This window comes from Nonomuraea sp. C10, from assembly GCF_008017515.1.
GTDB lineage: Bacteria > Actinomycetota > Actinomycetes > Streptosporangiales > Streptosporangiaceae > Nonomuraea > Nonomuraea ferruginea.
In genome coordinates this window covers 3,136,315-3,156,605 of record NZ_VPFF01000001.1, presented here as the reverse complement: position 1 = coordinate 3,156,605, position 20,291 = coordinate 3,136,315, and the positions used below count along the sequence as shown (strand labels likewise).

Here is a 20,291-nt window from a genome sequence, read left to right as displayed (position 1 = left end):
GCCCGATAGGTTGACCCCGTGTCGAAGACGACCAGCATCCGGGTCCCGGCCGGGGTCCCCGCCCGCCTCGAAGACGGGTTCGGCCGGATCCGGCGCGAGCTGAAGCTGCCGGACGCCTTCCCGGCCAGAGTGGCCGAGGAGGCCGCCTGGGTGGCCCGGGTGCCCAGACCGGGCGGCGAGGACCTGACCGGTCTGCCGTTCATCACCGTCGACCCGCCCGGCTCGATGGACCTGGACCAGGCGTTCCACCTGGAGCGGCTGCGCGGCGGCTACCGGGTCTGGTACGCGATCGCCGACGTGGGCGCGTTCGTCCGCCCCGGCGGCGTGATCGACGCCGAGGCCCGGGCCAGGGGCGCGACCGTCTACCTGCCCGGCGGCAATGTGCCGCTGCACCCGCCGGTGCTGTCGGAGGGCGCGGCCAGCCTGCTGCCGGGCGCGGAGCGGCCCGCCGTGGTCTGGCGGATCGACCTCGACGGCGACGGCCGCACGGTCGGCGTGGACGTGCTGCGGGCGCTGGTGCGCAGCCGCGAGCGGCTCGACTACGAGTACGTGCAGGCGGCGGTCGAGACCGGCACCGCCGACGGCACGATCGGCCTGCTGGCCGAGATCGGCGGGCTGCGGCTGGCGCTGGAGCGCGACCGCGGCGGGGTGACGCTGCCGACGCCGGAGCAGCAGCTGGTGCCGTCCGACGGCGGCTACCGGCTGGAGTACCGGCTGCCGCTGCCCGCCGAGGCGTGGAACGCCCAGCTGTCGCTGCTGGCGGGGACGGCGGCGGCGCAGCTGATGCTGGAGGCGGAGATCGGCGTCCTCCGGGTGCTGCCCGCGCCCCGCCCGGCCGACCTGGACCGGGTGCGCCGGGTGGCGCTGGCCCTGGAGGTGCCGTGGCCCGAGGGCGCCGCCTACGGGGCGGTGGTGCACGGCCTGGACGCCAAGCTGCCCCGGCACGCGGCGTTCCTGCACGAGGCGCGGGTGCTGCTGCGCGGCGCCGGGTACGCGGCCTTCGACGGGACGCCGCCGAAACTGGCCGAGCACGCCGCGGTCGCGGCCCCGTACGCGCATGTGACGGCGCCGCTGCGGCGGCTGGTGGACCGCTACGCGAGCGAGGTGTGCCTGGCGATCGCCGCGGGCGAGCCGGTGCCGTCGGACGTGCGCCGGGCGCTGGCCGAGCTGCCGGAGCTGATGGCGGTCTCCGGCCGGCGGGCGGGCGCGGCCGAGCGGGCCTGCGTCGACCTGGTCGAGGCCTACCTGCTGCGCGACCTGATCGGGCAGGAGTTCACCGCGATGGTGGTGGACGTGCACGAGCGCGGCGGCGGGCTGGTGCAGCTGGCCGACCCGGCCGTGATCGCGCGCTGCGACGGCGACCTGCCGCTGGGCGAGCACGTGACCGTACGGCTCATCAGGGCCGAGCCGGCCACCCGCGAGGTCCGCTTCGCCCTCCCCTGAGCAGGTCCCCGGGCACGGTCCTGAGCACGGTCCTGAGCACGGTCCTGAGCACGGTCGCGGGGACGCTCCGCTGCGCGCGGGCGGTCACACCAGCGACGAGTACGCCACCACGCCGCGCCGCATCCCGTCGACGGCCTTCGTCGCGGTCTGCCTGATCGCGCTGCCGGGCGGGGCCGCGCTGCTGATCTGGCCGAGCAGGTCCATCAGCTGCTTGATCCAGCGGACGAAGTCGCCGGCCGCCAGCTCGCTGCCGTTGACGCCGTCCATCAGCACCGCGTCCAGGCTGTGGCCCTTCGTCCACCGGAACGCCGCCCAGGCGAAGGCCAGGTCGGGCTCGCGGATGGTGGACAGGCCGTGGTCGGCCTCGATGCCCTCCAGCTCGCCCCACAGCCGGATCATGGCCGTCAGCGCGTCCTGCGCCCGCCCGGCGGGGATCTTCGGCCTGCGGGCGTCGTCGGACTGGCGCGACTCGAACACCAGCGCCGACACGCACGCCGCCAGCTCGGCCGGGTCGAGCTCCTCCCACAGGCCGCTGCGCAGGCACTCGGCGGTCAGCAGGTCGAGCTCGGTGTAGAGGCGGCCCAGGCGGCGGCCCTCGTCGGTGACGTGCTCGCCGTGGAGGTAGCCCAGCTGCTCCAGCACCGAGCAGATGCGGTCGAAGGTGCGCGAGATGACGTGGGAGCGGCCCTCCACCCTGCGGCGCAGCCCTTGGGTCTCGCGCAGCAGCTTGTGGTAGCGCTCGGCCCAGCGGGCGTGGTCCTCGCGCTCGTCGCAGCCGTGGCAGGGATGCTGCCTGATCTGCCGGCGCAGGTCGTTGATCTCCTCGTCCTCCACCGCGTGGTCGCGCGCCCTGGGCGGCTTGCCCAGGTCGCGGTCGCCGATCTTGGCCAGCAGGGTGGAGACCAGGTCGGCGCGTTCCTTCGGCGAGCGGCCGTTGAAGTTCTTCGGGATGCGGATCTTCTCCAGCGGCTCGACCGGCACCGGGAAGTCGGCCGGGTCGAGCTTCTTGACCTGCTTGCCGATGGTCAGCACCAGCGGCGTCGGCCCCGTCGCCGCCGACCTGTTGCGCGGGTTGCGGCCGGGGTCGAGCACGATCGCCAGCCCGGCCCGCCGGCCGCCGGGCACCCGGATGACGTCGCCGGGCTCCAGCGCCTCCAGCGAGCGCACCGCCGCCGCGCGCCGGGCCGCGCCGCGCTGGCGGGACATCTCCGCCTCCCGGTCGGACAGCCGCCTGCGCAGCGTCGCGTACGCGCCGAAGTCGCCCAGGTGGCAGGTCATCGCCTCCTGGTAGCCCTCCAGCGCCTCCTCCTGCTTGCGCAGCTGCTTGGCCAGCCCGACGACCGCCCGGTCGGCCTGGAACTGCGCGAACGACTCCTCCAGCAGCGCCCTGGCCCGCTCCCGCCCGAACTGGCCGACGAGGTTGACCGCCATGTTGTAGGAGGGCTGGAAGCTGGAACGCAGGGGGTAGGTGCGGGTGCCGGCCAGGCCGGCCACCGACAGCGGGTCCATGGCGGGCTGCCACAGCACCACCGCGTGGCCCTCGACGTCGATGCCGCGCCGGCCGGCCCGCCCGGTGAGCTGGGTGTATTCGCCGGGGGTGAGGTCGGCGTGGGTCTCGCCGTTCCACTTGTCGAGCTTCTCGATGACCACGCTGCGGGCCGGCATGTTGATGCCCAGGGCCAGCGTCTCGGTCGCGAACACCGCTTTGACCAGGCCGCGGGTGAACAGCTCCTCCACGACCTCCTTGAAGGCCGGCAGCATGCCCGCGTGGTGGGCCGCCAGCCCGCGCTCCAGGCAGTCGCGCCACTCCAGGTAGCCCAGCACGGCCAGGTCCTCGTCGGGCAGGTGGGCGGTGCGCTCGTCGACCAGCTGGCGGATCTCGTGGCGCTCCCGCTCGGTCGTCAGCCGGATCCCGGCGTACAGGCACTGCTGGACGGCCGCCTGGCAGCCCGCGCGGGAGAAGATGAACGTGATCGCGGGCAGCAGCCCCTCGGCGTCGAGCTTCTCGATCACCTGCGCCCGGTCGGGCGGCCTGGACCGCGACGGCCGGTTGTAGCCGCGCCCGCGGCGGCCGGCCATCAGCCGCTCGGCGTCGCGCGTGACCCGCATCAGCGTCGGGTTGATGCGGGGCACGTCGTCATCGGGCAGGAACAGGTCGTAGATGCGGTTGCCGACCATCATGTGCTGCCACAGCGGCACGGGGCGGTGCTCGTCGACGATGACCGTGGTGTCGCCGCGCACCTCGCCGAGCCACTCGCCGAACTCCTCGGCGTTGCTGACCGTGGCCGACAGCGCGACCAGCCGGACCGACTCCGGCAGGTGGATGATGACCTCTTCCCAGACCGCGCCGCGGAACCGGTCGGCGAGGTAGTGGACCTCGTCCATGACGGCGAAGCCGAGCCCGGCCAGCGTGGCCGAGCCGGCGTAGAGCATGTTGCGCAGCACCTCGGTCGTCATGACGACGATGGGCGCCTCGCCGTTGACGCTGTTGTCTCCGGTCAGCAGGCCGACCTTGGCGGTGCCGTACCGCTTGACCAGGTCGTTGTACTTCTGGTTGGACAGCGCTTTGATCGGGGTCGTGTAGAAGCACTTGCGGCCCTGCTCCAGGGCGAGGTGGACGGCGAACTCGCCGACGACCGTCTTGCCCGATCCGGTCGGGGCCGCCACCAGCACGCCGTCGCCCGCCTCCAGCGCCCGGCAGGCGTCGATCTGGAAGTCGTCGAGCTCGAACTCGTACAGGCCCCGGAACGACCGGAGAGCGGCCTCGTCACCGGAGTACTTCTGACGGAAGGCCGCGTAGCGTTCCGCTGGCGTTGTCATACCGGCAAGCCTATCGAAACCGCCATTCCGGTCGGTCCCAAGGTGATCGTCTCCGGGCCGGCCGCCTTTACTAAGTCAGGTCAGTACGGTCAGCGTTCCCGGCCGGATCTCGCAGGTCACCGGGCCCGGCCCGATCCGCTCGCCGTCGGCGTAGGCCACCACGCCGGGCGCCTCCAGCCGCACGCTCCTGGCGCGCCGCACGGTGACGGCCCGGTGGGTCACGTGGGTGCCCCGGTAGACGCTGGGGAACACGCGCAGGAACTCGGCCTTGCCCAGCGCCTCCACCATCATCACGTCCAGCAGCCCGTCGTCGGGCAGCGCGTCGGGGCACACCCGCATCCCGGCGCCGTAGGAGGAGGTGTTGCCCACGGCCACGAGCATGGCCTCCCGCTCGTACGGCTCGCCGTCGTCGAGCGTGACCCGGAACGGGATGGGCTCGAAGGAGCGCAGCTCCTGCGCGGTGGCCAGCAGGTAGCGGGCCATGCCGGGCGGCCAGGTGAGCCGGTTGGCGCGCTCGTTCACCCGCGAGTCGAACCCGCAGCACACCACCCCGGCGAACAGCTCCTCGCCGTCGCCGGTGCCGATGCGGGCGGCGTCGACCGCCCGGGGCCGCATCCGCAGGACGGTCCCGGCCGCGGCGATCGGGTCCTTGTGCGCGAGGCCGAGCGCGGCCGCGATGTCGTTGCCGGTGCCGGCGGGGATGATGCCGAGGGGCACGTCGGTGCCGGCCACGGCCTGCACGGCCAGGTGCACCAGGCCGTCGCCGCCGAAGGCGACGAGCGCGTCGGGCCGCTCGGCGACCGCGAGGCAGGCCCGGTCGAGCGCGTCGGCGGCGTCGCCGCCGACGATCACGGACAGCTCGGCGCCGCCCGCGCGCAGTCTGCGGGCGACGGGTTCGAGCAGGCGCAGCGTCCGGCCGCCGCGGGCGGCAGGGTTGACGAGCAGGGCGAGATGGGGGGCCACGCCCCGGAACTTACCCCCTACCGCGCGGAACCGGAATCCTCTTCCAGCTTGCCGTCCGGATCGGAGCCGAGGTCGAGCGGCGAGATCTCGTCGTCGGACAGGTGGTCGAACTCGCCGGCGGGACGCCGCTTCTCCCGCAGGTACATGAACAGCTCGGCGCCCAGGAACAGCACGATCATCGGCGTGGCCAGCGCCATCATGGTGATCGGGTCACCGCCAGGGGTGACGATCGCGCCGAAGACGAACATCAGGAAGATGACCAGCCGCCGGTGCTTGGCCACCGTCGCGTGCTGCAGCACCCCGATGACGTTGAGGAACACCAGCAACAGCGGCAGCTCGAACGACACCCCGAAGATCAACAGCATGATCAGGACGTAGTCGAGGTACTGGTCGATCGCGATGGTGGCGACCGTGCCGTCGAGGCTGAAGCCGAGCAGGAACCCCAGGGCGACGTCCATGATGAGGTAGGACAGCGCCGCGCCCGCCACGAACAGCGGGATGGCCAGCGCCATGAACCCCATCGTGAAGCGCTTCTCGGTGCGGTAGAGCGCGGGGGTGACGAACGCCCAGATCTGGTAGAGCCAGACCGGCGACGCCAGCACCAGGCCCACCATCAGCGAGATCTTCAGCGTGATGAAGAACGACGAGAAGATGCCGTTGTAGGTGAGGCTGCACTCGCCGGTGAGCTGGTGTGACTGGGTCGTGGAGCAGTAGGGGTCCTTGAGCACCTCCCACACCGGCCCCGACACGATCCAGCCGGCGATCACGCCCACCGTCACGGCGGCGATCGCGATCAGCAGCCGGTTGCGCAGCTCGCGGAGGTGGTCCATGAGCGGCATCCGGCCTTCGGCGTCACGCGGTGCCTTGGGCTCCGACCGTTTCAGCAGCGCCATCGATGAGTCCTCGGGACGAGGTGGACGAGGTCAGGAACGCTTCTCGGTCTGGGCCGCGGCACGCAGCCGCGCGGCCTGCTCCTCCAGCTGGCGCGCCTGCTCCTCGGCCGACAGCTCCACCACGGGCGTGGCCTGGAGCTGCGGCGGGGGCGCCGGCTGGGACTGGGGCTGTGGCTGGGGCTGGGCCTGCACCACGGTGGGCTTCTCGTCATCGGTCAGCCCGCTGGTCTCCGCCTTGAAGATGCGCAGGGACCGGCCGACGCCACGGGCGAGATCCGGCAGCTTCTTGGCTCCGAAGAGCAGGACCAAGGCCACCAGGATCAGAATGATCTCCGGAGCTCCCAGGCTCATGTGACCCCCTTCATGATGAGAGCGAGGTGCGGTTTCCCCCCGATCGTACGCTGCCGGAGCCTCTGCCTCATCCCCTGGCGTCCTCTTTGCGATCGAATTGATGGTGAACATGGACAATTGCCCTGTTCAGCTTGGACGCGGCGGCGCCGACCCGGACGGCCGCGACCGCCAGGACGGCCAGTCCGGCCACACCGAGCCCGATCGACACCAGGATCCACGTCATGGCCGGTGAGCGTACAGCCCCAGCGCCCGCTCGGCCTCCTCGCGCACCCGCTCGGCCGTCCCGGGCGGCGAGACGACCCGGCCGGTGTCGCCGAGCCGCAGCGCCAGCTTGAGAATCCAGTCGTCGTCGCGGGCCCGCAGCGCGATCCGCAGCCGCCCTTCGCCCAGCTCGGCGACCTGCTCGCACGGGTAGTACTCGGCGACCCACCGCCCGGCGGCGGTCACCTCCAGCTCCACCAGCTCGTCGGTGGGCGACGGCCGGAACACCCCCTGGGCGACGTCGATCGGCTCGGCCTCGGCCGGCGGGTCGGCGGGCTCGTCGAGCACCTCGACGCCGAGCATCCGGTCGAGCCTGAACAGCCGCATCGCCTCGGCGCGGTAGCACCAGCACTCCAGGTAGGTGCGGCCGTCGGCGACGACGAGCCGCATCGGGTCGACCTCGCGCGGGGTGACCTCGTCGCGGCCCGGCACGTAGTAGCGCAGCGACAGCCGCCGTTTCCTGGTCAGCCCCTCGCGCACCCGGGGCAGCGCGTCGGGGGCGGCGTCGACGTCGACGGCGACCTGGCTGCTGACGGCGGCGGCGCCCTCGCCGGCGGCCCGCTCCAGCTTGGCGACGACCCGGGGCAGCGCGTCTCCCGGCAGCTCGGCCAGCTCAGGGGTGGCGGCGAGCATGCGCAGCGCCACCAGCAGCGCGCTGGCCTCGTCGATGCCGAGCCGCAGCGGCCTGGCGATGGTGTCGGCGTTGTCGATGAGGATCTCGCCGCCGTCCCAGGACACGTCGATGAGGTCGCCGGGGGTGTGGCCGGGCAGCCCGCACATCCACACCAGCTGCAGGTCGTCGATGAGCTGCTTCTCGGTCAGCCCGAACACCTCGGCCACCTCGCCGACCTGCGCGCCCGGATGGGACATCAGGTAGGGCACGAGGGCGAGCAGCCTCGGCAGCCGGTCGGCGGATCCGCTCACGCGAGCGCCCCCTTCAGTCGGCGGATGACGGCCTCGCGGGCGTCGGGCGGCCCGGCCACCTCGACGTCGGAGCCGAGGCTGGCCATCCATCCGGCCAGCCGTTCGGGGTCGGTGAAGGGCAGCTCGGCCTCGTCCCAGCCGTCGCCGCCCGGGGTGACGGCCCTGGCCAGCTGGCGCAGCCCCTCGCAGGCGCCGCGGCGGACGCGCACCACCGCGATCCGCTCCTGGGCGGGCTCGTCGGGGAAGGCCACCATGGCCCGCAGGTCGACGCCCTGCGGCACCTGGACGGCGCCGGCCTTGCCGGTGGTGGTCACCGGGCCGGTGATGCGGCTGAGCCGGAACGCGCGCGGCGCCTCGCGGCCCCGGTCGTAGCCGGCGAGGTACCACCGGCCGCGGCGGCTCACCACGCCCCACGGCTCGACGGTGCGGGTGTGCACGTTCTCGCTGCCGGCGCCGCGGTAGTCGAACCTGACCACCTTGCGGTCGCGCACCGCCTGCCACAGCGCGGGGAAGGCCGGGTCGCGGGTGTCGACGCGCAGCTCCAGCACCCCTCCCCCGATGCCGCCGCCGGGCCCGCCGCCGAGCGCGTCGTCGGTGTGGACGCCGCCCGCGCGCAGCTTCAGCAGCGCCCCCGAGGCCGCCTCGGCCAGGCTGGCCCGCTGCCACACCTGGGCGGCCAGGCCCAGCACGGCGGCCTCGTCGGGTTCGAGCGTGATCTCGGGCAGTTCGTACGACTGCCGCTCGATGCGGTAGCCGGGCTCGTCCTCCCAGGGATCGCGCACCACGTCGATGGGGATGCCGATCTCGCGCAGCTCGTTCTTGTCCCGCTCGAACATCCGCTGGAACGCCTCGTCGCTGTCGCGGTCGTAGCCGGGCACGGCGTGCCTGATCTGCTCGGCCGACAGCGGGCGCCGGGTGGCGAGCAGACAGATCACCAGATTCAGCAACCGCTCTGTCTTACGGCGCGACATCTGCTCACTCCTCCTTCAACGACGCTACCCTGCCCCCGTGATCAGATGGCGCAAGGGCGAGGTCGTACGGATCCGGCGCGAGTGGCCGGGAGCGATGGAACTGGATGTCGCCGTCCCCGGGGAGGACGGCCCGCCCGGCTCAGGGCCTGGCGCGCCGTGCCGGGCGCTGGCCTACCCGTCACTGGTGGGCCGCCCCGAACCCGGCGACGAGGTGCTGCTCAACACGACGGCACTCGCGATGGGTCTCGGTACGGGAGGTTACGCCATGGTGGTGGCCGTGCCGAACCGTTTGCCGGAAGATCCGCAGGGGCCCGGGCACCTGGTGAAGGCCCGCTACACGCCGTTGCAGGCCACGGTGCTGGGCGCGGACGAGCAGGACTCCCCGCACCACGAGGCGCTGCGCGAGGCGGACTCGGTCGACGGGATGCCGGTGGTGGTGGCCGACCTGCACTCGGCGCTGGCGCCGATCCTGTGCGGGCTGTACGCGGACGCGGGGCCGTCGGTACGGGTCGCGTACGTGATGCTCGACGGCGGGGCGCTGCCCGCGTGGTTCTCGATGTCGGCGGCGGCGCTGCGGGAGCGGGGCTGGCTGGCCGGGACGGTCACGGTGGGCCAGGCGTTCGGCGGCGACGTGGAGGCGGTCACCACCCACACGGGCCTGCTGGCGGCCCGCCACGTGCTGGGGGCGGACGTGGCGATCGTCGCGCAGGGGCCGGGCAACCTGGGCTCGGGCACCCGCTGGGGGTTCTCCGGGGTGTCGGCCGGCGAGGCGGTCAACGCCGCGTCGGTGCTGCTCGGGCGGCCGGTCGCGGCGCTGCGGGTGAGCGACGGCGACCGGCGCGAGCGCCACTACGGGATCTCCCACCACTCGCTGACCGCCTACGGCCGGGTGGCGCTGGCCCGCGCCAGGGTGCCGGTGCCGATCCTGCCGGGCGCGTTCGGCGAGCGGGTGCGCGACCAGGCCGAGCTGCTGGCCGTCCGCCACGAGCTGGTGCCGGTCGAGGTGGACGGCCTGCACGAGGCGCTGCGCGGCTCGCCGGTGCGGCTGTCGACGATGGGCCGGGGGCTGGAGGAGGATCTGCCCTACTTCCTGGCCTCGGCCGCGGCGGGCAGGCTGGCGGCCTCGCTGCTGGTGTAGGAGTCCTTGAACGTGAACGCCTCGGGGCCGGGGCCCTCGGTCCTGAGGCGTTCCAGCCGTGCCATCGCCTCGGCGAGCGTCGGGATGACGCCCTCGGGGACCCACCACATGACCATGTACGGCTCCGCCACCCGGTGGAACCACTCCCGGCGGAGGCGCAGCACCTCCAGGTGGCCGCTGCGGTAGACGTAGTTCCACAGCGAGTCGAGGTCCTCCCACACCGAGAAATTGACCAGCAGGTGGTCGCCGTAGTCGTGCACCACGGTCGCGGTGGGGTCCGCCTCGCTCTCCTTCAGCCGCCACACGAACCCGGGGGCCTCGTCGGCGAGCGCGTTGATCGGTTCGAGCAGGGCGACGAAGTCGGCGAGTTCGGCCGAGTCGACGGGGCCGCGCAGGTGCGCGATGTTGAGCTCCGCAAGATGCATGACGCTCAGCGAACCACTCTCCGCGCTTCTATGTCAATCTCCATTTGTTTTAGAAAGGGCGACGCAGCACTCCCCGGGCCGCGGATCCAGCCTGGCCCTCCCCGGGTCGTCGCCCAGCCCGTCGAGCAGGCCCTGGCACAGCGCCAGGTTCATGGAGCAGACGAGCAGCGGCTGCTCGTGCGACAGGACGTGGAACGGGCAGTTGCGCATGCGCAGGCCGCCGGCGTCGGCGTACGGCTCGTAGCCGCGCTCGCGCAGCACCTCCTCGACGGGCCGGCCGCCGCGGCTCCTGCCCAGCCGCTCACCGGCCAGGCGGGCCGCCCGCTCCGCCCGCTCCTCGGCGCCGAGCTCGTCGACCACTCCGGCGAGCACGGAGGCGAGGGTGACGTAGTCACGCGGCGGCAGGCTCACCGACCGCTCCCCCGCCGCCCTGCGGTAGACCTTCGCGGGCCGCCCGCTGCCCGGCCCTCCGCGCTCCGGCCGGCGAAAGCCGCTCTCCAGCAGCCCCGCCTCGACGAGCTTGTCGAGGTGGTGACCGGCGAGCGTGCGGGAGACGCCGGCGGCCTCCGCCGCCTCCTGCCTGCCCACCTCGCCGCCGCGGCCGGCCACCGCCTCGTACAGACTGCGCCGTACGGGATCGTGCAGCAGGGTCAGGGCATCGAGGTCGTCGTCGCTCACAGCCCGGAGTCTAGGGCCGGTGCGCGGCTTCTCGCGGACCCGCTCCAGCGTGCGGGCCCGGCCGGACTTCAGGCCCCCTACTGCTCGCGCGGCCTCGGCGTCGTGGCGCAGCGCGGGTGAGGAGGATCAAGGCTCTGATCATGTACGCGTGAGAACCGGGTTCGCAGGCCGTGCCCCGGGTCGCCGTCAGTAAGCGGCGAGCACGTCCACCACGTACACGAGCGTCTCCTCCGGCCCGATCCCGAGTCCCGGCTGGCCGGTGGCGCCGTAGCCGTCGTCGGGCGGCACCACCATGGCCACCCGGCTCCCGGCGGGGACCCCGGTCAGCGCCCGGTTCCAGCCCCTGATCACGCTCCCGTCGCCGACCGTGAACGCCTCGGGACGGCCGCGTTCCCAGGTGGACGTCACGATCCGGCGGTCGCTCCAGGCCGCGGCCACGTACTGGACGACGAGCAGCCGCCCGGCCTCGACCGCGGGCCCGGTGCCGCGGCCCAGCACGGCGGCGGCGAACCCGCCCGGCGGCGCCACGTCCGGGATCGTCACCCCCGGCGCCGCCCCACCGCCTACGCTAACCCCGGCCACCGCCCCCGCGTCGGCCTCCACGGCGGCGTCCCCGGCATGCGCGCCCAGAATGTCGACCACATAGAACAGATCCACCCGCCCGCCGTCCCCCGGACGGTCCTCCACCGCCGCAGGGTCCACGCCGCCCTGACGGACGGCCGTGGCGGGGCCCTCCATGACGCGGGCGGCGGCGGCGTGAGCCGCCGACGGCGAACCGGCCCACTGACCCGCAGCCATCGGGCCGTTCCCGGGCGCGTGCTCCCCAGCCCGATGAGCCGCCTGTGCCGCCTCAGATGGGAAGGTGACGTCCTGCGCCGCCTCAGACAGGAAGGTGACGTCCTGCGCCGCCTCAGACGGGAAGGTGACGTCCTGTGGCCCGCAGGGCCTGACGTCTCGTAGCCTGCAAGGCCTGACGTCCTGTGGCCCGCGAGGCCTGACGTCCTGCGGGCCGCAGGGCCCTGCCGTGAAGGCGGGTCCGCCGGTCTCCGGGCGACCTTTCGTCCCGGTGATGGTGGGCCCAGGGGTGCCGTCCCGCAACGGGATGGCGGCGGTCACCCGGCTGCCTGCCCTGCGGCCGCGGAGGGCGGCGTCGAGGCCCGCCGGGAGCGCGCCCAGCGGGAGCGCGGCGGGCGTGCCGCGGTTGAAGGTGGATTCGACGAGCCGGTTCTCCCGGCCGTCCCACAGGTGGGCGGTGTACTGGACGACGGCCACACCGCCCGGCTCCAGCGGCGCCCCGTGACCGGTGGCCGGTTCTCCCACGCGCGGTTCGGCGGGCGGCGGGCCGGCCGGGAAGGTGATCGTGGGCCGGGCTCCGAAAGACCCCGCGACCCGGGGCTCGGTCACTTCCGGTCCCGCCCCCGTACACGCGGCGAGCGCCACGAGCACGAACGCGAGCGCGACAGCCCGGCCCCGCCGTCGCCGGTGACCCCGTGGAGGGCCCTCCTGCCGCCGTCGGGACTCCCGGGTCCCGGGCAGATCCCCGACCCTGGAGGATCCTCGCTCCCGCGGGCCCGACCACCCGGAGGTCACCGCCGTGACCTCCTCGCGCACCGGAGACTCACCCGCGAGGCGCGCCCACGCTGGAGGCGGGATGGGCGGTGGACGAACCTCGTCATCGGGGCGCTGCGGTCGCCGGTGCAGGGACCGAGTGAGGGGTGGGCAACGGGATGACCTTCCTGCGCGGGCGTGCGCGCCTCCCGAAAGACACGCATGAGGGCTCGCACCGGGCACGAGCCCCGCGATGCTACCGCCCCGCCGGGTCACCCGTCAGCGAACGCGACGAAACGGGCAAGGCATTCCCGCAACCACACGACGGACGCGCCCCCGTACCGAAGGAGACACGCCCGTCGTCAGGACGGTCAGTAGGCCGACAGGACGTCCACCACGAACACCAGCGTGCTGTTGGCCGGGATGCCCTGCTGCTCCTGGGCGCCGTAGCCGAGGTCCGGCGGGATGCTCATCACCACGCGGCTGCCCACCGGCACGCCCTCCAGGCCCTTCTGCCAGCCCTGGATGACCTGCGCCAGCGGGAACGAGGCGGGCTCGCCCCGGCCCCAGCTGGAGTCGAACTCCTTGTCGGTGCCCCAGATCTTGCCGGTGTAGTGGACGCTCAGCGTGGCCCCGGCCTTGACCGGCTCGCCCTCGCCCTTGATGAGGGTCTTGACGACGAGCTCCTTGGACGGCTTGTCCTTGGTCTTCGTGGTCAGCGTCGGCGCCTTGTCGCCGCCGGGGCTCTCCACCTTGACGCCCTTGAGGGTCTCGCCGGTCTCCTTGCCGGTGGCGGCCGCGAGCGGCTTCGGCGGCGTGCCGACCACGTCCATCACGAACACCTTCGTCGCCTCCGTGGACGGCGACTGCCCCGCCGCCGGGGTGACGAGGTCGTTGGCCATGACCGCCAGCAGCCGCCCGCCGTGCTTCATCTTCGTGAAACCGTCACGCAGCAGCTGCGGGAGCTGCTCGTTCACCGGCAGGGTCTCCGGCGTCTTGGTGTCGTACGTGGAACCCTGCGCGGCGTTGTCCTTACCGTCCCAGTTCCAGACGGAAAGGTTGACGATGAGCTGGTCGCCCGCCTTGACCGCGGGGCCGTCGCCGGTCTCCAGGACCTTGTACGACGACGTGGTGGCGGGGTCGCCGGAGGGGAAGGTCACCGTGGGCTTGGCGCCCACCTCGCCGGTGACCTTCACCCCCGCGGACCCGTCTCCGGACGCGGTCGAGGCCGTATCGGAGCCGCACGCGGCGGCGAAGAAGAGCATAGGCACGGCGGCCAGAGCGGCCAGAGCGCGGCGCATGGATTTCCCTCGGGGAACGACGGTCAGATTCGCGTCACCCTACCCGAAGCCTGGTAGGCCCGAGGTAAACCGGCGCCGCTCACATGCCGGCGATCAGCTTGTCAACTCTCTCGTCCACGCTGCGGAACGGGTCCTTGCACAGCACGGTCCGCTGCGCCTGGTCGTTCAGCTTGAGGTGAACCCAGTCGACGGTGAAGTCGCGCCGCTTCTCCTGCGCCTTGCGGATGAACTCGCCGCGCAGCCGCGCCCTGGTCGTCTGCGGCGGCACCGACTTGGCCTCGAAGATCTTCAGATCGGACGCCACCCGCTCCACCGAGCCGCGCTTCTGCAGCAGGTAGTAGAGGCCGCGCTTGCGGTGCACGTCGTGGTAGGCCAGGTCGAGCTGCGCCACCCGGGGCGACGACAGCGGCAGGTCGTACTTCTTGCGGTAGCGCTCGATCAGCTGGTATTTCGTCACCCAGTCGATCTCCCGCGACACCAGGTCGAGGTCGCCGGTCTCGACGGCGCGCAGCGTGCGCTCCCACAGCTCCAGCACCCGGTGCGCGATGGCGTCGCCGCCGCGCCGGTCGACGAAGTCCTGCGCCTTCGACAGGTATTCCTGCTGGATCTCCAGGCTGGACGCCTCGCGCCCGTTGGCCAGCCGCACCCGCCGCCGGCCGGTCATGTCGTGCGACACCTCCCGGATGGCCCTGATCGGGTTCTCCAGTGTCAGGTCGCGCATCACCGTGCCGGCCTCGATCATGCGCAGCACCAGGTCGGTCGCGCCGACCTTGAGCAGCATCGTGGTCTCGCTCATGTTCGAGTCGCCGACGATGACGTGCAGGCGGCGGAACCGCTCGGCGTCGGCGTGCGGCTCGTCGCGGGTGTTGATGATCGGCCGCGACCGGGTGGTGGCCGACGAGACGCCCTCCCAGATGTGCTCGGCCCGCTGCGAGACGCAGTAGACGGCGCCGCGCGGCGTCTGCAGCACCTTGCCGGCGCCGCAGATGATCTGCCGGGTCACCAGGAACGGGATGAGGACGTCGGCCAGCCGCCCGAACTCGCCGTGTCTGCCCACGAGGTAGTTCTCGTGGCAGCCGTAGGAGTTGCCCGCCGAGTCGGTGTTGTTCTTGAACAGATAGATGTCCCCGGCGATGCCTTCTTCGCGCAGCCGCTTCTCGGCGTCGACCAGAAGGCCCTCCAGGATCCGCTCACCCGCCTTGTCGTGGGTGACCAGCTCGATGACGTTGTCACACTCGGGGGTTGCGTATTCAGGATGGCTGCCTACGTCGAGGTAGAGGCGTGCGCCGTTGCGGAGGAAGACGTTGCTCGATCGGCCCCAGGACACGACCCGCCGGAACAGGTAGCGCGCGACCTCGTCGGGGGACAGCCTGCGCTGCCCCCTGAACGTGCAGGTCACGCCGTACTCGTTCTCCAGCCCGAAGATGCGACGATCCATCACCTCACACTATGCCCACGGATGGGGAAGCGGGAGAGATCTCCGCCTGGTGTTTTCCGGCGTCAGGGCGTGAAGATCTCCTGGACCTTCACGATCTGGCCCTTGTGGACGGTGATGAGGGCCGGTCGCTCGCCTCGCTGGGCCCGCTTGATGAGGTCGGCGCGCGAGCAGCGCTTGCTCCCCAGACCGGTCCGGCGGTCGACGGTCAGGCCGGTCATCTTCTGGCCGCAGCCCAGCGCGGACAGGAAGACCACCTTCCGGGAGATGGGCGAGGCGTAGACGCGCACGTCGCCTTCCGGCGGGCCCACGAACCGGCCCTCGGTGACCTTGCCCTTCTTCCACCTGATGGGTTCGTACTCGGCCACGCCGCCGCTCACGTGGGTGATCCAGCCGCGCAGGATGCCGTTGTGGCGCGGCCGCGGCGACCTGGTGAAGTCGTGCTTCGGGTCGGCCTGGAAGGAAGTGCCGAAGATCTTGGGCGCTCTGTAGCGCGGGGCGGCGGCCTCGGCCGCCGCGGAGGACGTCAGGAGGATGGCCGCGGCGGCGCCGCCGGCGAGCAGGCTGCGGATCGTCGTGTTCACGGACCATAGGATGGCCGATCGCGCGCCGCGGTTCGACACCCCCGGCGTGATCCACCTCACACCGGGGGTTGTCGTACGAAATCGGCCGCTACAGCGGGGACGAGCCGTCGTCGACCGGGCCGTCGGGGCCCGTCGGCGGCGGCTTCTCGTCGGACTCCGCCGCCGGAGGCTCTTCGGCAGGGGGCGGGGCCGACGCCAGCAGCCGGTCGAGCTGGGCGCCCGCCAGCCGCTTGAACTTGCGGTGCTCGCGGTTGCGGTCGAGCACCGCGACCTCCAGCTGCTCCACCGGCGGCCGCTCGCCGCCAGGCTCGGTCAGCGCCTTCAGCGCCACCTCCAGCGCGTCGGACAGCGACATCGACTCGCGGTAGTGCTCCTTGAGCCGGCCGAGCACCGCGTCGGCCTGGCCGCCCATCGCGGCGAAGCCGTGCTCGTCGAAGACCGAGCCGTCGAACGTCAGCCGGTAGATCGCGTCGCCCTCGGGCCCGTCGCCCACCTCGGCGACCACGACCTCCACCTCCAGCGACTTGATCGACTCGGTGAAGATGCGGCCGAGGTTGGAGGCGTACAGGTTGGCCAGGCCGCGGCCGGTCACGTCGGAGCGGTCGTAGGAGTAGCCGTTGATGTCGGCGTAGCGGATGCCGCCCAGCCGCAGCTCCTCGAACTCGTTGTAGCGGCCGACGGCGGCGAACCCGATGCGGTCGTAGATCTCGCTGATCTTGTGGAGGGCGCGTGACGGGTTGGGCGCCACGAACAGGATGCCGTCGACGTACTGCAGCACGACCACGGAACGGCCCCGCGCGATGCCCTTGCGCGCGTAGTCCGCCTTGTCCCGCATGATCTGCTCAGGGGACGCATATCCGAAAGGCATGGACACGACTGAGGGTCCTTTCTAGCGCAGCGGGGCGATGGGGCCGTCGGGGGAGATCAGGCGCTCGTCGAGCATCTGCCGCACGTAGCCGGACACCTGCTCATCGGTCAGCCGGCGGAAACCGTCGGCGTCGATCAGCGACACGATCGGGAAGATCTTCCGCGTCATGTCGGGCCCGCCGGTCGCCGAGTCGTCGTCGGCGGCGTCGTACAGGGCCTGGATGAGCACCATCGTGATGTCGTCGGCCGACGCCCCCTCGCGGTAGAGCTTCTTGAGCGCGCCGCGCGCGAAGATCGAACCGGAGCCGATCGCGTCGAACCGCTCCCGCTCGTAAGGACCGCCCGCCACGTCGTAACTGAAGATCCGCCCCTCGTCGCGGTCGGGGTCGTAGGCGGCGAACAGCGGCACCACCACCAGCCCCTGCATCGCCATCGCCAGGTTGCCGCGGATCATCGTGGCCAGCCTGTTGGCCTTGCCCTTCACCGACATCGTGCGGCCTTCGAGCTTCTCGTAGTGCTCCAGCTCCACGCGGTAGAGCCGGGCCATCTCGATGCCGGTCGAGGCCGTGCCGGCGATGCCCATGCACGAGTAGTCGTCGGTCCGGAAGACCTTCTCCACGTCGCGCTGGGAAATGATGTTGCCGGACGTGGCGCGCCGGTCACCGGCCATCACCACCCCGCCGGCGAACGTCGCCGCCACGATCGTGGTCGCGTGCGGAACCTGGTCGCCGATCGGCGTAGCCAGCACCTCGTCTCTGCGGGGCAGCAACTCCGGCGCGTACGCGCTCACGAAATCGGTGAACGAGGAACTTCCGGTGTTCTGGAAAAGCTGGCTCACCAAGCCGGTGGGCAGATCCCTCTTCGCCACGCGACTCCCTCCCAACATTCAGTGTTCCTGTGCCGACCCTACTGTTGTTGCGTCGCTGTCTGCACTTCCCACGATCAGCTCAGGGCGAACCGTTCATCAGATCGTTTCTTTACGCCCCGCATCGCCCGTGCGATCGTCGGTATGTCCGCACGTCCTGAACAGGAGGACGCCATGCGCATGCCCCGCCTGCCCGTGCTCATCGCCGTCGCCGGCCTGGCGCTCGCCTCCTGCGGCACCGGCGCCCCCGCCGAGGGCGGCACCGTCACCCTCGCCATCGCCGCCAACTCGATCTCCGGCGGCAAGAACTCGGAATCCGCCGACTGGATCAAGAACTGGGTCATCCCCGAGTTCGAGAAGACCCACCAGAACGTCAAGGTGCTCTTCCAGCCCAGCGGCGTCGACGACGAGCAGTACAAGACCAAGCTCGCCCTGGACCTCAAGTCCGGCGCCGGGGCGGACGTCATCGACGTCGACGGCATCTGGGTCGGCGAGTTCGCCCAGGCCGGCTACATCAAGCCGCTCGCCGAGGTCGGCGGGGCCGCGGTCGACTCCTGGGAGGGCTGGTCTCAGATCCCGCAGGCGGTGCAGGGGCTGGGCATCTTCGACGGCAAGAAGTACGGGCTGCCGCAGGGCACCGACGGCCGCGTCCTGTTCTACAACAAGACCCTGTTCGGCAAGGCCGGCCTGCCCGCCGACTGGCAGCCCGCGAGCTGGCAGGACATCATCGACGCCGGCGAGAAGCTGAAGGCGGCGGGCGTGCCCACGCCCATCCAGATCAACGCCGGCACCGCCATGGGCGAGGCCACCACCATGCAGGGCGTCCTCCCCCTGCTCGCCGGCGCGGGCGCGGAGATCTACAGCCAGGGCAAGTGGACCGGCGCCTCCCAGGCGATGAAGGACGTGCTCGGCTTCTACGAGCGGATCTACGGCGGCAGCGGCCTCGGCGACCCCAAGCTGCAGCAGGAGGCCAAGGGCCGCGACAAGTCCTTCACCCAGTTCGCCGACGGCAAGATCGCCATCCTGCTCGAAGGCGACTACTTCTGGCGTTCCGTCATCGAGCCCAACGCCGGCGTCGCCCTCATGAAGGACCGCGACAAGGTCGTCGGCTACGCGAGGATCCCCGCCAAGGAGCCCGGCGCCGGCATCCGCGGCCAGGACCACGCCAGCATGTCGGGCGGCGCCGTCCGCGTGCTCAACCCCCGCTCCGCCGCCCCGCGGCTCGCCTGGGAACTGCTCGCGTTCATGCACTCCGCGGCCGCCACCGAGTCGCAGCTCGCCGGCCAGGTGCGCATCAGCTCCCGCACCGACGTCAACGACGAGGTGCTCGCCGGGGACCCGATGCTCGGGTACATCGCCGACGAGGTGCTGCCCATCACCGCCTACCGGCCCGGCCTCGCCGTCTACCCGCAGGTGTCGGTCGCGCTGCAGGAGGCCACCGCCGACATCGTCTCCGGCCGGAGCGCCGACGAGGCCGCCGCCGCCTACCAGGCGAAACTGGAAGAACTCGCCGGGGGCGCCGCCAACGTCAGCGGCTGACCCGCCGATACTGGACCCATGAGGACCTGGGTCCTGCACGTCGACCTCGACCAGTTCATCGCCGCCGTCGAGCTGCTGCGCCACCCCGAGCTGCGCGGCCGGCCCGTGGTCGTGGGCGGCGACGGCGACCCCACCCGGCCCCGGACGGTCGCCGCGACCGCCACCTACGAGGCCCGCGCCCGCGGAGTCCACTCCGGCACGCCCCTGCGCACCGCGCTGCGCCGCTGCCCCGACGCCGTCTTCCTGCCCAGCGACCCGCCCGCCTACGAGGCCGCCTCCGCCCGCGTCATGGCCGTCCTGCGCGACTTCCCCGCCGACGTCGAGGTCTGGGGCTGGGACGAGGCCTTCCTAGGCGTCCGCACCGACGACCCGGAAGCCCTCGCCCGCGACATCCAGCGAGCCGTACGCGAACGCACCGAGCTTTCGTGCTCCGTCGGCATCGGCGACAACAAGCACCAGGCCAAACTCGCCTCCGGCTTCGCCAAACCCGCCGGAGTGCACCGGCTCACCGGCGACACCTGGGCCGAGCAGATGAACCACCGGCCCACCAACGCCCTGTGGGGCATCGGCGCCAAGACCGCCGGGAAACTCGCCGAGCTCGGCCTGCGCACCGTCGCCGAGCTGGCCGCCGCCGATCCAGAGGGCCTCGCCGGCCGCTTCGGCCCCACCAACGGCCCCTGGCTGCGCTATCTCGCCCTCGGCAAGGGCGAGGCCGAGGTCGTCACCACGCCGTGGATCCCGCGTGGCCACAGTCGCGAGACCACCTATCGGGAGGACCTCACCGATCCCGCCGAGATCGCCGCCCAGGTCTCCGGACTCGCCCGCCAGGTCACCGCCGACGCCGCCGGAGCGGGCCGCGCCATCATCCGCGTCACCGTCAAGGTCCGTTTCGCCCCGTTCCTCACCCGGACCCGCCAGACGACGCTCCCCTCCCCCACCACGGACCCCGGGACCGTCACCGGCGCCGCCCTCGACGCCCTCGCCCGCTTCGACCTGAGCCGCCCCGTACGCCTCCTCGGTGTCGGCGCCGCCTACCAGATGCCCGCCCGGACCCGCACCGCGTCCCCGTAGAACGCCGGCCTCGCCGTCTCCTGAGCCGGGGCCGGACCCGGCACCCCGACTGCCCCGGACCCGGCCCGTCCGGTGGCAGTGGTCGACGGCGGAGCGTGCGCTCGGGTTGCCGTAGCGGTGTTTCAGCAGGTGGTCGTGCCGACTGTCATGATCCTTGATCTCGCGCATCGCTTCGGTAGGGCGAGGCGGGCAGCAGACCCTCTGCGCTCGCGAC

The 20,291-nt window shown here is 72.2% G+C and carries 19 protein-coding genes; 4 read left to right on the top strand and 15 right to left on the bottom strand.

Annotation, left to right across the window (positions count from 1 at the left end):
• Window positions 1-18 precede the first annotated feature (18 nt).
• Entirely contained in the window at window positions 19-1,443 is a 1,425-nt protein-coding gene (locus FR742_RS14375; RefSeq protein ID WP_187281142.1) for an RNB domain-containing ribonuclease, read from the top strand.
• 84 nt (window positions 1,444-1,527) lie between these two features.
• On the opposite strand, the gene FR742_RS14370 is transcribed toward FR742_RS14375, so the two are convergent.
• From FR742_RS14370 to FR742_RS14345, 7 genes are all read right to left on the bottom strand, one after another.
• A complete protein-coding gene (locus FR742_RS14370) occupies window positions 1,528-4,263 on the bottom strand; it encodes an RNA helicase (protein WP_148031435.1) in 2,736 nt (911 codons plus the stop codon).
• A 75-nt stretch (window positions 4,264-4,338) separates the two neighbouring features.
• Window positions 4,339-5,226, bottom strand: coding sequence for a diacylglycerol kinase family protein (locus FR742_RS14365; protein WP_148031434.1), 888 nt, complete (start codon window positions 5,224-5,226; stop codon window positions 4,339-4,341).
• 17 nt (window positions 5,227-5,243) lie between these two features.
• Window positions 5,244-6,119, bottom strand: a complete 876-nt coding sequence (gene tatC / locus FR742_RS14360) for a twin-arginine translocase subunit TatC (RefSeq protein ID WP_261808522.1) — start codon at window positions 6,117-6,119, stop codon at window positions 5,244-5,246.
• A 30-nt stretch (window positions 6,120-6,149) separates the two neighbouring features.
• Window positions 6,150-6,470, bottom strand: coding sequence for a Sec-independent protein translocase subunit TatA (tatA, locus tag FR742_RS14355; protein WP_148031433.1), 321 nt, complete (start codon window positions 6,468-6,470; stop codon window positions 6,150-6,152).
• A gap of 67 nt (window positions 6,471-6,537) precedes the next feature.
• The gene (locus FR742_RS44520; RefSeq protein WP_187281141.1) at window positions 6,538-6,693 is read right to left on the bottom strand and encodes a hypothetical protein; all 156 of its coding nucleotides are present in this window, start codon (window positions 6,691-6,693) and stop codon (window positions 6,538-6,540) included.
• Window positions 6,690-7,655 carry a YafY family protein gene (locus FR742_RS14350; RefSeq protein WP_148031432.1) on the bottom strand — a complete coding sequence of 322 codons (966 nt, stop codon included), beginning with the start codon at window positions 7,653-7,655 and terminating at the stop codon, window positions 6,690-6,692. The genes FR742_RS44520 and FR742_RS14350 overlap by 4 nt, the downstream gene beginning before the upstream one ends.
• Window positions 7,652-8,626 (bottom strand): YafY family protein, encoded by a 975-nt coding sequence (locus tag FR742_RS14345; protein ID WP_148031431.1) that lies wholly within the window; start codon window positions 8,624-8,626, stop codon window positions 7,652-7,654. The genes FR742_RS14350 and FR742_RS14345 overlap by 4 nt, the downstream gene beginning before the upstream one ends.
• 37 nt (window positions 8,627-8,663) lie before the next feature.
• On the opposite strand from FR742_RS14345, the gene FR742_RS14340 reads away from it, so the two are divergent.
• The gene (locus tag FR742_RS14340) at window positions 8,664-9,764 is read left to right on the top strand and encodes a DUF3866 family protein (RefSeq protein ID WP_187281140.1); all 1,101 of its coding nucleotides are present in this window, start codon (window positions 8,664-8,666) and stop codon (window positions 9,762-9,764) included.
• On the opposite strand, the gene FR742_RS14335 is transcribed toward FR742_RS14340, so the two are convergent.
• From FR742_RS14335 to prcB, 8 genes are all read right to left on the bottom strand, one after another.
• Complete coding sequence (locus tag FR742_RS14335) at window positions 9,710-10,189, bottom strand: DUF3291 domain-containing protein (protein ID WP_148031430.1); 480 nt, start codon at window positions 10,187-10,189, stop codon at window positions 9,710-9,712. The genes FR742_RS14340 and FR742_RS14335 overlap by 55 nt on opposite strands.
• A 33-nt stretch (window positions 10,190-10,222) precedes the next feature.
• Window positions 10,223-10,867 (bottom strand): metalloregulator ArsR/SmtB family transcription factor, encoded by a 645-nt coding sequence (locus FR742_RS14330; RefSeq protein ID WP_148031429.1) that lies wholly within the window; start codon window positions 10,865-10,867, stop codon window positions 10,223-10,225.
• Between the two features lie 186 nt (window positions 10,868-11,053).
• A complete protein-coding gene (locus FR742_RS14325) occupies window positions 11,054-12,271 on the bottom strand; it encodes an FKBP-type peptidyl-prolyl cis-trans isomerase (RefSeq protein ID WP_148031428.1) in 1,218 nt (405 codons plus the stop codon).
• A 515-nt stretch (window positions 12,272-12,786) separates the two neighbouring features.
• Window positions 12,787-13,716 (bottom strand): FKBP-type peptidyl-prolyl cis-trans isomerase, encoded by a 930-nt coding sequence (locus FR742_RS14320; protein ID WP_148031427.1) that lies wholly within the window; start codon window positions 13,714-13,716, stop codon window positions 12,787-12,789.
• 79 nt (window positions 13,717-13,795) lie between these two features.
• A complete protein-coding gene (gene pafA, locus FR742_RS14315; RefSeq protein ID WP_148031426.1) occupies window positions 13,796-15,154 on the bottom strand; it encodes a Pup--protein ligase in 1,359 nt (452 codons plus the stop codon).
• Window positions 15,155-15,216: 62 nt separating this feature from the next.
• The gene (locus FR742_RS14310; protein WP_261808521.1) at window positions 15,217-15,735 is read right to left on the bottom strand and encodes a hypothetical protein; all 519 of its coding nucleotides are present in this window, start codon (window positions 15,733-15,735) and stop codon (window positions 15,217-15,219) included.
• 88 nt (window positions 15,736-15,823) lie between these two features.
• Complete coding sequence (gene prcA, locus FR742_RS14305) at window positions 15,824-16,603, bottom strand: proteasome subunit alpha (RefSeq protein ID WP_187281424.1); 780 nt, start codon at window positions 16,601-16,603, stop codon at window positions 15,824-15,826.
• A 21-nt stretch (window positions 16,604-16,624) separates the two neighbouring features.
• Window positions 16,625-17,470 carry a proteasome subunit beta gene (gene prcB, locus FR742_RS14300; protein ID WP_148031424.1) on the bottom strand — a complete coding sequence of 282 codons (846 nt, stop codon included), beginning with the start codon at window positions 17,468-17,470 and terminating at the stop codon, window positions 16,625-16,627.
• A 171-nt stretch (window positions 17,471-17,641) separates the two neighbouring features.
• Between prcB and FR742_RS14295 the strand changes: the two genes are divergently transcribed.
• Window positions 17,642-19,006: an extracellular solute-binding protein gene (locus FR742_RS14295; RefSeq protein WP_148034543.1), complete on the top strand. Its 1,365-nt coding sequence runs from the start codon at window positions 17,642-17,644 to the stop codon at window positions 19,004-19,006.
• An 18-nt stretch (window positions 19,007-19,024) separates the two neighbouring features.
• Window positions 19,025-20,077, top strand: a complete 1,053-nt coding sequence (locus tag FR742_RS14290) for a DNA polymerase IV (protein ID WP_148031423.1) — start codon at window positions 19,025-19,027, stop codon at window positions 20,075-20,077.
• Window positions 20,078-20,291: the final 214 nt, after the last annotated feature.

What these genes read in the sequence shown, in the direction of transcription:
- FR742_RS14370 (WP_148031435.1), bottom strand. Translation starts at nt 4,263, where the DNA reads ATGACAACGCCAGCGGAACGCTACGCGGCCTTCCGTCAGAAGTACTCC.
- pafA (WP_148031426.1), bottom strand. Translation starts at nt 15,154, where the DNA reads ATGGATCGTCGCATCTTCGGGCTGGAGAACGAGTACGGCGTGACCTGC.
- FR742_RS14335 (WP_148031430.1), bottom strand. Translation starts at nt 10,189, where the DNA reads ATGCATCTTGCGGAGCTCAACATCGCGCACCTGCGCGGCCCCGTCGAC.
- tatC (WP_261808522.1), bottom strand. Translation starts at nt 6,119, where the DNA reads ATGGCGCTGCTGAAACGGTCGGAGCCCAAGGCACCGCGTGACGCCGAA.
- prcA (WP_187281424.1), bottom strand. Translation starts at nt 16,603, where the DNA reads ATGCCTTTCGGATATGCGTCCCCTGAGCAGATCATGCGGGACAAGGCG.
- FR742_RS14290 (WP_148031423.1), top strand. Translation starts at nt 19,025, where the DNA reads ATGAGGACCTGGGTCCTGCACGTCGACCTCGACCAGTTCATCGCCGCC.
- FR742_RS14295 (WP_148034543.1), top strand. Translation starts at nt 17,642, where the DNA reads ATGCGCATGCCCCGCCTGCCCGTGCTCATCGCCGTCGCCGGCCTGGCG.
- tatA (WP_148031433.1), bottom strand. Translation starts at nt 6,470, where the DNA reads ATGAGCCTGGGAGCTCCGGAGATCATTCTGATCCTGGTGGCCTTGGTC.
- FR742_RS14345 (WP_148031431.1), bottom strand. Translation starts at nt 8,626, where the DNA reads ATGTCGCGCCGTAAGACAGAGCGGTTGCTGAATCTGGTGATCTGTCTG.
- FR742_RS14320 (WP_148031427.1), bottom strand. Translation starts at nt 13,716, where the DNA reads ATGCGCCGCGCTCTGGCCGCTCTGGCCGCCGTGCCTATGCTCTTCTTC.
- FR742_RS44520 (WP_187281141.1), bottom strand. Translation starts at nt 6,693, where the DNA reads ATGACGTGGATCCTGGTGTCGATCGGGCTCGGTGTGGCCGGACTGGCC.